Origin of the sequence: Burkholderia sp. PR2 (assembly GCF_052372875.1) — a bacterium.
GTDB lineage: Bacteria > Pseudomonadota > Gammaproteobacteria > Burkholderiales > Burkholderiaceae > Burkholderia > Burkholderia diffusa.
The window spans coordinates 228,833-240,714 of the sequence record NZ_JBQRWH010000001.1; the positions used below are offsets into that span (position 1 = coordinate 228,833).

Genomic DNA, 11,882 nt, shown 5'->3' on the forward strand with positions numbered 1-11,882 from the left:
AGACGCGAAGTGGATTTGAATCTGCAAGACAAGATCGTGATCGTGACCGGCGGCGCATCGGGCATCGGCGCCGCGATCTCGATGCGGCTGGCCGGCGAAGGCGCGATTCCGGTGGTATTCGCGCGCCACACGCCGGACGACGGCTTCTGGCGCGCCCTCACGCAGCAACAGCCGCGCGCCGCGTGCGTGTCGGTCGAACTGCAGGACGACGCGCAATGCCGCGACGCGGTCGCGCAAACCATCGCGCGCTTCGGCCGCATTGACGGCCTGGTCAACAACGCGGGCATCAACGACAGCGTCGGGCTCGACGCCGGGCGCGACGCGTTCGTCGCATCGCTCCAACGCAACCTGATCCACTACTACGTGATGGCGCATTACTGCGTGCCGCACCTGAAGGCGACGCGCGGCGCGATCGTCAACATCTCGTCGAAGACGGCCGTCACCGGGCAGGGCAACACGAGCGGCTATTGCGCATCGAAGGGCGCGCAACTCGCGCTGACGCGCGAATGGGCCGTCGCATTGCGCGACGACGGCGTGCGCGTGAACGCCGTGATTCCGGCCGAGGTGATGACGCCGCTCTACCAGACCTGGATCGCCGGTTTCGACGACCCCGAAGCGAAGCTCGCGGAAATCGCCGGCAAGGTGCCGCTCGGCAAGCGCTTCACGACCGCCGACGAGATCGCCGACACGGCCGTGTTCCTGCTGTCGGCGCGCGCGTCGCACACGACGGGCCAGTGGCTGTTCGTCGACGGCGGCTATACGCATCTCGATCGCGCGATCGGCTGAAACCATCGAGCCATGCAACCCGATCTGAACCCGACCGCCGAACCCGCCGCGCTGATTGCGCTGACAGGCATCGGCAAGCGCTTCCCGGGCGTGCAGGCGCTCGACGATTGCCGGTTCGACCTGCATGCCGGCGAAGTCCACGCGCTGATGGGCGAGAACGGCGCCGGCAAGTCGACGTTGATGAAGATTCTCGCGGGTGTTTATCAGAAGGACGAAGGCGAGATCCGGATGGACGGCCGCGCGGTGGAGATCGACGATCCGCGCGCCGCGCAGGCGCTCGGCATCGGCATCATTCATCAGGAGCTGAACCTGATGAACCACCTGAGCGTCGCGCAGAACATCTTCATCGGGCGCGAGCCGCGCGGCCGCTTCGGCGTGTTCGTCGACGAGGACACGCTCAACCGCGACGCGGCCGCGATCTTTCAACGGATGCGGCTCGATCTCGATCCGCGCACGCCGGTCGGCCGGCTGACGGTTGCGAAGCAGCAGATGGTCGAGATCGCGAAGGCGCTGTCGTTCGACTCGCGCGTGCTGATCATGGACGAGCCGACCGCCGCGCTGAACAACGCGGAGATCGCCGAGCTGTTCCGCATCATCGGCGACCTGCGCGCGCACGGCGTCGGCATCGTCTACATCTCGCACAAGATGGACGAGCTGCGCCAGATCGCCGATCGCGTGACGGTGATGCGCGACGGCAAGTACGTCGCGACCGTGCCGATGGCGGACACGTCGATGGACGCGATCATCGCGATGATGGTCGGTCGCCAGCTCGATACGACGTTCCGCACGCCGCCCGATACCTCGGCCAACGAGGTCGCGCTCGACGTGCGCGGGCTGTCGCGCGGCCGCGCGATCCGCGACGTCGGCTTCACGGTGCGGCGCGGCGAGATTCTCGGCTTCGCGGGGCTGATGGGTGCGGGCCGCACCGAGGTCGCGCGCGCGGTGTTCGGCGCGGACCCGGTCGACGCGGGCGAGATTCGCGTGCACGGCAAGACCGTGACGATCCGCACGCCGGCCGACGCGGTCGCGCACGGGATCGGTTATCTGTCGGAGGACCGCAAGCACTTCGGGCTCGCGCTCGGGATGGACGTGCAGAACAACATCGCGCTGTCGAGCATGCAGCGCTTCGTGCGCCGCGGCGTGTTCCTCGATGCGCGCGGGATGCGGGACACCGCGCAGTCGTACGTGCGGCAGCTCGCGATCCGCACGCCGTCGGTCGCGCAGCCGGCGCGCCTCCTGTCGGGCGGCAACCAGCAGAAGATCGTGATCGCGAAGTGGCTGCTGCGCGACTGCGACATCCTGTTCTTCGACGAGCCGACGCGCGGCATCGACGTCGGCGCGAAAAGCGAGATCTACAAGCTGCTCGACGCGCTCGCCGCCGACGGCAAGGCGATCGTGATGATCTCGTCGGAGTTGCCCGAGGTGCTGCGCATGAGCCACCGGATTCTCGTGATGTGCGAAGGGCGCGTGACCGGCGAATTGCGCGCGGCCGACGCCACGCAGGAAAAGATCATGCAGCTCGCAACGCAGCGCGAGTCGACCGTTTTGTCCTGATTCGGACGCCGATTCATACGCCTACCGACCATGTCCAACGATACGCATCCCGTCCCGCCCCTGGCTTCCGGCGACACGCCGGCCGCCGCATCGAGCCTGAAGTCGCGCTTCTTCAACCCGGCCGCGCGGCAGAAGCTGCTCGCGTTCGCGAGCCTCGTGCTGCTGATCGTGTTCTTCAGCTTCGCGTCGTCGAACTTCCTCGAAGTCGACAACCTCGTGACGATCCTGCAGGCCACCGCCGTGAACGGCGTGCTGGCGGTCGCGTGTACCTACGTGATCATCTCGTCGGGCATCGACCTGTCGGTCGGCACCCTGATGACGTTCTGCGCGGTGATGGCCGGCGTCGTGCTGACGAACTGGGGCATGCCGCTGCCGCTCGGGATCCTGGCCGCGCTGTGCTTCGGCGCGTTGTCGGGCAGTGTGTCGGGTTTCGTGATCGCGAAGATGAAGGTGCCGCCGTTCATCGCGACGCTCGGGATGATGATGCTGCTCAAGGGGCTGTCGCTCGTGATCTCGGGCACGCGGCCGATTTACTTCAACGACACGCCGGGCTTCACGTCGATTGCGCAGGATTCGCTGATCGGCAGTCTGATTCCCGCGCTGCCGATTCCGAACGCGGTGCTGATCCTGTTCCTCGTCGCGGCCGGCGCGTCGATCGTGCTGAACCGGACCATCTTCGGCCGCTACACGTTCGCGCTCGGCAGCAACGAGGAAGCGCTGCGGCTGTCCGGCGTGAACGTCGACGCGTGGAAGATCGCCGTCTATACGTTCAGCGGCGCGGTGTGCGGGATCGCCGGGCTCCTGATCGCGTCGCGGCTGAATTCCGCGCAGCCCGCGCTCGGACAGGGCTACGAGCTCGATGCGATCGCGGCCGTCGTGATCGGCGGCACGTCGCTGTCGGGCGGCGCGGGCAGCATCGTCGGCACCATCATCGGCGCGTTCATCATGAGCGTGCTGACCAACGGCCTGCGCATCATGTCGGTCGCGCAGGAATGGCAGACGGTCGTCACGGGCGTGATCATCATCCTCGCCGTCTACGTGGACATCCTGCGCCGGCGGCGCCGCTGACGCACGCACGAACACACATGTGCTTCACCGCCGGCCCGTCCGGCATTTCAGTCGATACCAACCAAGGAGACGCGAAGTGATCAGGAGCAAGGTGTTGAACGCGATCGTCGGACTGGCGTTCGCCGTTGGCGTGACGGCCGGCGCGCAGGCGCAGGAAACCTACATCCCGCTGATTTCGAAGGGCTTCCAGCATCAGTTCTGGCAGGCCGTGAAGGCGGGCGCGATGCAGGCAGCGAAGGACTACAAGGTGAAGGTGACGTTCGAAGGCCCCGAAACCGAGGCGATGGTCGACAAGCAGATCGACATGCTGTCCGCCGCGATCGCGAAGAAGCCGGCGGCGCTCGGCTTCGCGGCGCTCGACAGCAAGGCCGCGTTACCGCTCCTGAAGAAGGCGCAGGCCGAGAAGATCCCGGTCATCGCGTTCGACTCGGGCGTCGACAGCGACATCCCGGTGACGACCGCCGCGACCAACAACAAGGCCGCCGCCGCGCTCGCCGCAGACAAGCTCGCCGCGCTGATCGGCGACGAGGGCGAGGTGGCCGTGGTCGCGCACGACCAGACGAGCCGCACCGGCATCGATCGCCGCGACGGTTTTCTCGAACGGATGAAATCGGCGCACCCGAAGGTGCGGATCGTGACCGTGCAGTACGGCGAGGGCGACCAGCTGAAGTCGACCGAAGTGACGAAGTCGATCCTGCAGGCGTACCCGAAGCTCAAGGGCGTTTTCGGCACCAACGAAGGCTCGGCGATCGGCGTGGTGAACGGCGTGCGCGAGATGAAGCGCAAGGTCGTGATCATCGGATACGATTCCGGCAAGCAGCAGAAGGATGCGATCCGCAGCGGGATCATGGCCGGCGCGATCACGCAGAATCCGGTCGGGATCGGCTACAAGACCGTCGAGGCGGCCGTGAAGGCGATCAAGGGCGAGAAGCTGCCGAAGGTCATCGATACCGGTTTCTACTGGTACGACAAGACCAACATCGACGACCCGAAAATCACGGCGGTGCTGTACGACTGAACGTGACGTGACCTGACACGGCGGACGACGGCGAACGGCGAGGACACCATGGGCGCAGTGCGCATCGATTCTCATCAGCACTTCTGGCGTTACCGCGCGGCCGAATTTCCATGGATCGGCGCCGGAATGGGCGTGCTCGCCCGCGATTACATGCCCGACGCGCTGTGGCCGCAGATGCGTGCGCAGGCGTTCGGTGCGTCGATCGCGGTGCAGGCGCGCGTCGGACGCGACGAGACGGCATTCCTGCTCGATCTGGCCCGCGACGAAGCGCGCATCGCGGCGGTAGTCGGCTGGGAGGACCTCGGCGCGCCGGCGCTCGCCGAGCGTATCGCGGAATGGCGCAGCCCGAAGCTTCGCGGCTTTCGTCACCTGCTGCAGGACGAGGCCGACGTCGGCGCGTTCGTCGCGGATCCCGCGTTCAATCGCGGCGTCGCATGGCTGCAGGCGAACGGTTACGTGTACGACGTGCTCGTGTTCGAACGTCAGTTGCGCGACGTGCGCGCGTTCTGTGCGCGCAACGATGCGCACTGGCTCGTGCTGGATCACGCCGGCAAGCCCGCGCTTGCCGAGTTCGACCGCGACGACACCGCGCTCGCACGTTGGCGCGCGGCGTTGCGCGAACTGGGTGCGATGCCGCACGTCGTGTGCAAGCTGTCGGGGCTCGTGACCGAGACGGACTGGCGGCGCGGCCTGCGCGGGCAGGACATCCGCCACATCGAACTATGCCTGGATGCGGCGCTCGACGCGTTTGGCCCGCAGCGGCTGATGTTCGGTTCGGACTGGCCCGTGTGTCTGCTCGCGGCGTCGTACGACGAAGTGGCGTCGCTGGTCGAGCGCTGGGCACAAGCGCGGTTGTCGGCGGCCGAGCGCGACGCGTTGTGGGGCGGTACGGCCGCGCGGTGCTATGCGGTGCCGGACGATATGAAGCCCGGCATATAGAATAGGCGCGATCAGTCTGGTGCGGCATTCGTCAGACCGTCCGCAACGCAACCGCTTACCTGTATCAACGTATGTCCATCCAGCCGATTCAGAACCGCCGCCTCTACCAGCAGATCGCCGACAAGCTCAGCGCGATGATCGAGTCGGGCGACTTCCCGCCGGGCAGTTACCTCCCGCCCGAGCGCGAACTGGCCGAGCAGTTCGGCGTGTCGCGCACATCGGTGCGCGAGGCGTTGATCGCGCTCGAGGTGAACGGTCTCGTCAGCGTGCGTGTCGGCGACGGCGTGAAGGTGCGCCAACCCGAGGCGGCCACCGCACCGCAACCGCGGATCGACACGACGGTCGCGCCGTTCTCGATCGTCGAGGTCGATCCGGAGCTCGGTATCGCTGTCGACCTCGATACCGAAATCCCGCCGTTCGCGTTGTTGCAGGCGCGCCGGTTGATCGAGCCGGAAGCCGCGTCGCTCGCCGCGAAACACGGCTCGGACGCGCAGATCGAGGGGATTCACGAGGCGTTCCTGCGCAACCAGGAAGACAACCGTAGCGGGTCGCTCACGCATCCGGGCGATCGGCTGTTCCATATCCGTATCGCGGAAGCCAGCGACAACCCCGCGTATGCGCTGATGATCAAGCAACTGCTCGCGCACAAGTACGACCTGATGTTCCAGCGGCTGCAGTCGCTGTACATGCCGAACGACATGCCGCATCGCTCGGAGCTCGAACACCGCGCGATCCTCGATGCAATCCGCGCGCGCGACCCGGAGGCCGCGCGCCGCGCGATGGCCGAGCATCTCGACGAAGTGATCCGGATCTTCGGCCGCGCCCTCGACTGAGCGCGGGCGATCGGCATCAGAAGCGGTCGGCGCGGTAGGGCGTCGGATCGGTGAACGGCGTCTCGCCGGTCATCATCTCGGCCAGCAGGCGGCCGGAGACGGGGCCGAGCGTCAACCCGTGATGGTTGTGCCCGAACGAGAACCACATCCCGCGATGCGCCGGGGCGGGGCCGATCACCGGCCGCATGTCGGGCGTGCACGGCCGGAAGCCGAGCCACGGGTGCGGGTCGAGCCGCTCGCCGAAGCCGAACACCGGGCGCGCGACGCGTTCCGCGCGATCGAGCTGCACGCCCGTCGGCGGCAGGCCGCGCCGCGCGATCTCGACGCCGGTGGTCAGCCGCAGTCCGCGCCGCATCGGTGCGATCACGTAGCCGTATTCGCGATCGACGATCGGCGCCGACGGCGCGCCGCGTTCGGACGGCGCGTAGTGCATGTGGTAGCCGCGCTTCTCGCGCAGCGGAATCTTGTAGCCGAACTTGCCGAACACCGTGTCGGACCACGGGCCGAGCGCGACGACGACGGCCGGCGCGGCGATCTTGCCGTCGTCCGTCGTGACCTGCCAGCCGGGCGACAGTGCCTCCAGGCTCGCGGCATCGCCGGTGAGCAGCGTGCCGCCGCCTTGCACGAAGAGTTGCGCGTAGGTTTTGACGAGCGCGGACGGATCGACGACGCTTTTCGGATCGAGCCAGTGCAGCGCGCCGCAGAAGCCCGCGGCGAGGCTCGGCTCCCGTGCGCGCAGTGCCGCGGCATCGAGCGGTGTGATGCCGAGCCCGTGGCGGCGCGCGGTGAGTCCCGCATCGGCGACCGCGCGCTCGAACGCGGCGGGCGTGCGGAACGCTTCCATCCAGCCGCTGGCGCGCACCAGTTCCCCGGCGCCGGCGCGCGCGATCAGTGCGTCGTGCTCGACGATGCAGCGCTCGATCAGCGGCAGCATGTCGCGCGAGGCTGCCGCGTGACGCAGCGGCGCCGATTCCCACCAGAAACGCGCGAGCCACGGCGCGAACGCGGGCAGCGACGCGCTGTGCCAATAGAGATCGGTGGAGCGGTTGAGCGCATAGCGCATCAGCGTGAACGGGCTGCGCGGGAACGGATACGGTTCGATCGACGAGCGCTCGATCAGCCCCGCGTTGCCGAAGCTCGTGCCTTCGCCGGGCGCGCCGCGGTCGACGAGGGCAACCTTGCGGCCGCGATCCTGCAGGTGCAGCGCGGCGGAGACGCCGACGATGCCCGCGCCCAGAACGATTACGTCGAAGTCCATGAGGGAAGACGAGATAGACGGTTGATGATCGACACTCGGCGTCGGCGACGCGCGCTTCGGCCGGGTGCGCGGAACTGCAATCGAATGATCAGCAAGGATACTCGCGAACGCGGTGATGCGCGAATCGCGCTCCCTCGTCCGGCGCGATGGGGCATCTGGCGACGGGTTGCTTCGATCGAATTTGCCGACCGCTCGTCTGAGCCCGCCATGTCCGTGAAGGACGGGAACGGGTATGCGTTCCGGGGACGAATGAAACGTCGTTGTGTCGAGCATCGCGTGACGGATTCGTTGCGTCCGGCGACGGAATCGCGCGGCAACTTCCACCGGCGTCGCATCGTTGCGTGGGGAAACCGGTCTGGCGCATCCCTGCGGAACGTATGAAGTTTGACTCGCACGTTCGTCCTGTTCGCTGGCCAATCCTTCGGCGTCGCATCGCCACGAACAGCACCGATTCCGCATACTTTCCGACATGAATCGCGGGTGTATCCCACTGGTTTGGGATACGAATATTTACCTAAGATGGAAGCAATCGTGCGTGTGATACGGTGCCGGCACGCGCATGGCAGGAAGGGGCAGCGCCGGGAACGACTGCAGCAGATGTTTCCATCATGGATGCGAGTATGTGCGCGGCGGCCGAGAATCATGCGGCCGCATCGACGCCAGCGGGCGCGGCGGTAATCGCCGCGCGGAAGGCATCCGGCCGGTCGGGCCGAGTCGCCACGTTACGCCACGCATGCATCGCAATCGTTTGCGCTTTGAGCGTCGCGCCCTCCGTTCTCGCCGGGGCGCCTGGCGATGCCGACGCGCCGATCGACACGGTGCGGCTCGTCGCCACCACGACACCCGTCAATCCCACCAGTCCCGCCTTTTCGTCACACGACTCCGCCGTGCGCCAGGTCGTGCTCGGCATCATCAGTTTCACGCGCTGGCCGACGACACCGGTTCGCCTGCATCTGTGCGTGACGGGCAGGTCAGACTACGCGGGCGACCTGACCGGCACGATACAGGCCGGCTCGACCGTGCTCGACGTGCAGCGGGTCCGCTTCGACGACCCCGCGCTCGGCGTCGCATGCGACGTCGTGTATCTCGGCGTGCTCGGAGACGATGAGCGAAAGCGGGTGAGGACCGCGCTGGTCGGCCGGCCGGTGCTGACCATCGCCGAACACGATCCGTCCTGCACCGCGGGCAGCATGTTCTGTCTCGCGGTCGAAGGCGAACGCGTCACGTTCGACATCAATCTCGACGCCGTCGCGCGCAGTGGCGTGCGCGTGCATCCGAACGTGCTCAATCTCGCGCGGCGGACGCTGACGCCATGACACGTTCGGGGCCCGCCATTTCGCCTTCACGTGTATCGCGCTCGACGCTGCAAAGCGTGTTGCGCCGCGCGCATTTGCGCCTTGCGTTCGTCGCGGTCGCGATGGCCGCCGTGTCGCTGATCGTCGTCGCCGTGATCGCGTTGCGCGCGTACGCCGGCAACAACCTGAACCTGCTGGCGCGCTCGCTCGGTTACACGGTCGAGGCAGCGCTCGTGTTCGGCGACCGTGTCGCGGCGAACGAGGCGATCGCGACGATCGCCAACGACGAGGACGTCGCGCAGGTGGTCGTCACCGATGGCAAAGGCCAGTTGTTCGCGACGTGGAAACTGCCCGCCGCAGGCCGGATCGCCCGTCTCGAGCGCGGCGTCGCCGCGCTGGCGCTTCCCGGGCCAGTGAGCGCCGCGGTGATGCACGACGGCGTCGTCATCGGCCAGGTCATCGTGCGTGGCCGGGGGCACCAGTTCTTCGGGTTCCTGATCGGTGGCATCGGCGGCATTCTCGGTTGTCTGGCAGTCAGCGTGATCGGCGCGTATGTCAGCTCCAAGCGTCTGTTGCGCAACATCGTTGCGCCGCTGCGCGCGCTGGCCGACGTCGCGCACGCCGCGCGCCGCGAGCGTGCGTTCGCGCGTCGCGTCGAGCCAGTGGCGATCGCCGAACTGAATCAGCTCGGCGACGACTTCAATGCATTGCTCGACGAATTCGAAGACTGGCAGAACACGCTGCGCGACGAAAACGCGTCGCTCGAACACAAGGCGACGCACGATGCGCTCACGGGGCTGCCCAACCGCGTGCAGTTCGAGTCGCGTCTGTCGGTTGCCCTCTGCGACGCCGTGGTGACGGGGCAGCGGGTTGCCGTCCTGTATCTCGACTGCGACCGCTTCAAGGAAATCAATGACGGTCTCGGCCACGATGCGGGCGACGCGGTGCTGATCGGCATCGCGGCGCGGTTGCGCGCGCAGGTGCGCGAGACCGATCTCGTCGCGCGGCTGGGCGGCGATGAATTCGCGGTGATGCTGACGGCGGTGCGCGATACGGACAGCGTGTGCCAGATCGCCGACGAGATTTTGTCCGGCATGGTGCCGTCGATCGAGCTGTCCGACGGGCGCATGGTGGCCACCATGATGAGTGCCGGTATTGCGCTGTATCCCGATCATGCGTCCGACGCGAGCGGCTTGCTGCGCGCGTCGGATGCCGCGATGTACCGCGCCAAGCGTGCGCGGCCGGGGTCGTGGCAGCTGGCGGAGGGCGTAGCGGGACGGGTTTGATGTCTGTCGTTTCGCGCCGTGGGCGAGGCCGCGGCGGCGGGATAATAAGCGCGCGCGAAGCGGGCGCGTACGAAGGGGGCGATCATGGATGACTCGTTGCCTGTGAGCATTGGGCGAATGTGCGTCGCGAGCGCGGTGCTTCTGTGCCTGCTGCTTGGCGGATGCAAGACGCCGCCGCTTCATCGGGGGCTCACGCAGACGCAGGTCACGGCGCTGAAGTCGGTCGGGTTCCAGGAGACCGAGCAGGGGTTCGAGTTCGGGTCGACGGGGCCGATTCTGTTCGATTTCGATCGGTATAACCTCAAGCCGGATGTCAGGCGGATCGTCGAGCGGATTGGCAGGACGTTGAGGTCGGCGGGGATCAACGGGGTGCGGGTGTACGGGTACTCCGACGAGGAGGGGGAGGCTGCCTACGATCTCGAGTTGTCCCGGCGGCGGGCAGAGGTGGTGGCGATCGAGCTTGTGGACGTCGGGCTGGACAGGAAGCGGATTGCGATCGTGGGGAAGGGGAAGAGCGATCCGGTGGGGGATAACCGGACGCCAGCCGGGAGAATGCAGAATCGGCGGGCGGCGATTGTGGTTTCGCCGAGGTGAGGCGGCTTTAGCGCGATGTCGCCGTTTGGCGATGCGCATCGTGCGCTTTGCGTGCGTGACCAGACTGAGATTGCGCAACTTGCTGTGTGAGGCCGCTGCCGATCGCCCCGTGCCTCACCAAGCAATATTGCAAGACGACCGCGACGTTCCCGCACCGCCGGTCGCCGTGCAATGCGAACCCGCGCCGTTGTCATAGAACGTCCGCGTCTCCGGCTGCGGCACTGACGGATCGTGCGGATTCGGCGCGCCGTGCGGACCGCGCGCGGCATCGAAAGGTCGCGTGGGCGCATACGAATTCCTGCCGCCAGGCGCGTGCGACCCGTTGGCCCTCAGATATTCATCCCAGTTCAGCGCACGCTGTTCGTGTCGTGGCAACGCGCGACCGAAGCTATCGCTGCCGCCCGCGCCGAGCGCGACGCGATTCGAGGGCCATACAGAATCGCCGGGCTCGCGTTCGACCGAAGGCTGCGGCTCGAGCGTATCGCCCGAAACCCGCAACGGCCGCGTATCAGGCGTATCGAACGGACTGCGTTCAACCGGCGCCGCGTACTTCGCGCGGCGCGTCGTGAGCGCCGCACGCGCATCATGCGCAGCCCCGGCCCGACGTTCCGAACGAAACACGTTGGCACTGCCCGGGCGATCGACCAGCGAATCGCGGCCCGAAGCGTCGGCAATGGAAACGGAAAGCGCACAAGCAAGCGCGGCGGCGGAAGAAAAACGGAGAGGATGATTCATCGGGATCCGAACCAGGTGACATGTATCGAGAAAAAACGGCAGATCACTGGCTGGCGGCTCGGTGACGTGTGAGCGTCGAAGCGGCCCTGAAGCGACTGCGAATCGCGGAGGGGCGACTCGCAGGAAGGCTGGCTGGATTGCAGAAGCGAGCGCGAATTATTTCATAAAAATCACAAACAGCTTTCTCTTTGTTGGTTTATGTTGGCAACGAGAAAGATTGGCCGCGCAGATGCATCGCCCCGACTCGGTGCGCGTCGACACAATCATCAGTTGATTGATCTTCGGTGATCGGCCCCCAAGCATCCAAAGAAGCACGCGACGCGTGACACCAAATCGCCGAAACCCACACCCGGCAAGGAATCTGCCCACCAACTCACCCGAAATAGCAACCCAATTGCACCCACCGCAAACGTTCTCGGCTCATCTTGGTTGCTCCCGAGTCGCCACCTCGCGCGAGCCAAGTTTCTCCGTGTTTTCCCTCATAGAGGCGGCATTTTTGACAGACGATTTAAAAAC

11 protein-coding genes are annotated in these 11,882 nt (G+C 66.6%); 10 read left to right on the forward strand and 1 reads right to left on the reverse strand.

The annotated features are described in order from the left end of the window. Nucleotides 1-9: 9 nt before the first annotated feature. The 6 genes from ACT2FV_RS00975 (at nt 10) to ACT2FV_RS01000 (ending at nt 6,198) form a co-directional block, all read left to right on the forward strand. Entirely contained in the window at nt 10-786 is a 777-nt protein-coding gene (locus tag ACT2FV_RS00975; protein ID WP_226114707.1) for an SDR family oxidoreductase, read from the forward strand. 12 nt (nt 787-798) lie between these two features. Next, nucleotides 799-2,340 carry a sugar ABC transporter ATP-binding protein gene (locus ACT2FV_RS00980; protein WP_444502992.1) on the forward strand — a complete coding sequence of 514 codons (1,542 nt, stop codon included), beginning with the start codon at nt 799-801 and terminating at the stop codon, nt 2,338-2,340. Nucleotides 2,341-2,370: 30 nt separating this feature from the next. Next, complete coding sequence (locus ACT2FV_RS00985) at nt 2,371-3,408, forward strand: ABC transporter permease (protein WP_059685655.1); 1,038 nt, start codon at nt 2,371-2,373, stop codon at nt 3,406-3,408. Between the two features lie 76 nt (nt 3,409-3,484). Further along, entirely contained in the window at nt 3,485-4,426 is a 942-nt protein-coding gene (locus ACT2FV_RS00990; RefSeq protein WP_059600212.1) for an ABC transporter substrate-binding protein, read from the forward strand. A gap of 48 nt (nt 4,427-4,474) precedes the next feature. Next, entirely contained in the window at nt 4,475-5,365 is an 891-nt protein-coding gene (locus tag ACT2FV_RS00995; protein ID WP_174906528.1) for an amidohydrolase family protein, read from the forward strand. Nucleotides 5,366-5,436: 71 nt separating this feature from the next. Then, nucleotides 5,437-6,198, forward strand: coding sequence for a FadR/GntR family transcriptional regulator (locus tag ACT2FV_RS01000; protein WP_124622074.1), 762 nt, complete (start codon nt 5,437-5,439; stop codon nt 6,196-6,198). Between the two features lie 16 nt (nt 6,199-6,214). Here ACT2FV_RS01000 and ACT2FV_RS01005 read toward each other — a convergent pair whose 3' ends face one another. Next, nucleotides 6,215-7,456: an NAD(P)/FAD-dependent oxidoreductase gene (locus ACT2FV_RS01005; protein ID WP_124622072.1), complete on the reverse strand. Its 1,242-nt coding sequence runs from the start codon at nt 7,454-7,456 to the stop codon at nt 6,215-6,217. 608 nt (nt 7,457-8,064) lie between these two features. Between ACT2FV_RS01005 and ACT2FV_RS01010 the strand changes: the two genes are divergently transcribed. From ACT2FV_RS01010 to ACT2FV_RS01025, 4 genes are all read left to right on the forward strand, one after another. Next, a complete protein-coding gene (locus tag ACT2FV_RS01010; protein ID WP_151047557.1) occupies nt 8,065-8,772 on the forward strand; it encodes a YfiR family protein in 708 nt (235 codons plus the stop codon). Beyond that, nucleotides 8,769-10,037, forward strand: coding sequence for a diguanylate cyclase domain-containing protein (locus ACT2FV_RS01015; protein WP_151047554.1), 1,269 nt, complete (start codon nt 8,769-8,771; stop codon nt 10,035-10,037). Before ACT2FV_RS01010 ends, ACT2FV_RS01015 begins: the two co-directional genes overlap by 4 nt. Nucleotides 10,038-10,121: 84 nt before the next feature. Further along, nucleotides 10,122-10,631: an OmpA family protein gene (locus tag ACT2FV_RS01020; protein WP_151047552.1), complete on the forward strand. Its 510-nt coding sequence runs from the start codon at nt 10,122-10,124 to the stop codon at nt 10,629-10,631. A gap of 363 nt (nt 10,632-10,994) precedes the next feature. Next, nucleotides 10,995-11,438 (forward strand): hypothetical protein, encoded by a 444-nt coding sequence (locus tag ACT2FV_RS01025; protein WP_444502993.1) that lies wholly within the window; start codon nt 10,995-10,997, stop codon nt 11,436-11,438. Nucleotides 11,439-11,882: the final 444 nt, after the last annotated feature.

Excerpts from the sequence above, each read along its gene's own strand:
- ACT2FV_RS01020 (WP_151047552.1), top strand. The coding sequence starts at position 10,122 with ATGGATGACTCGTTGCCTGTGAGCATTGGGCGAATGTGCGTCGCGAGC.
- ACT2FV_RS00995 (WP_174906528.1), top strand. The coding sequence starts at position 4,475 with ATGGGCGCAGTGCGCATCGATTCTCATCAGCACTTCTGGCGTTACCGC.
- ACT2FV_RS00980 (WP_444502992.1), top strand. The coding sequence starts at position 799 with ATGCAACCCGATCTGAACCCGACCGCCGAACCCGCCGCGCTGATTGCG.
- ACT2FV_RS01005 (WP_124622072.1), bottom strand. The coding sequence starts at position 7,456 with ATGGACTTCGACGTAATCGTTCTGGGCGCGGGCATCGTCGGCGTCTCC.
- ACT2FV_RS01000 (WP_124622074.1), top strand. The coding sequence starts at position 5,437 with ATGTCCATCCAGCCGATTCAGAACCGCCGCCTCTACCAGCAGATCGCC.
- ACT2FV_RS01010 (WP_151047557.1), top strand. The coding sequence starts at position 8,065 with ATGGATGCGAGTATGTGCGCGGCGGCCGAGAATCATGCGGCCGCATCG.
- ACT2FV_RS00985 (WP_059685655.1), top strand. The coding sequence starts at position 2,371 with ATGTCCAACGATACGCATCCCGTCCCGCCCCTGGCTTCCGGCGACACG.
- ACT2FV_RS01015 (WP_151047554.1), top strand. The coding sequence starts at position 8,769 with ATGACACGTTCGGGGCCCGCCATTTCGCCTTCACGTGTATCGCGCTCG.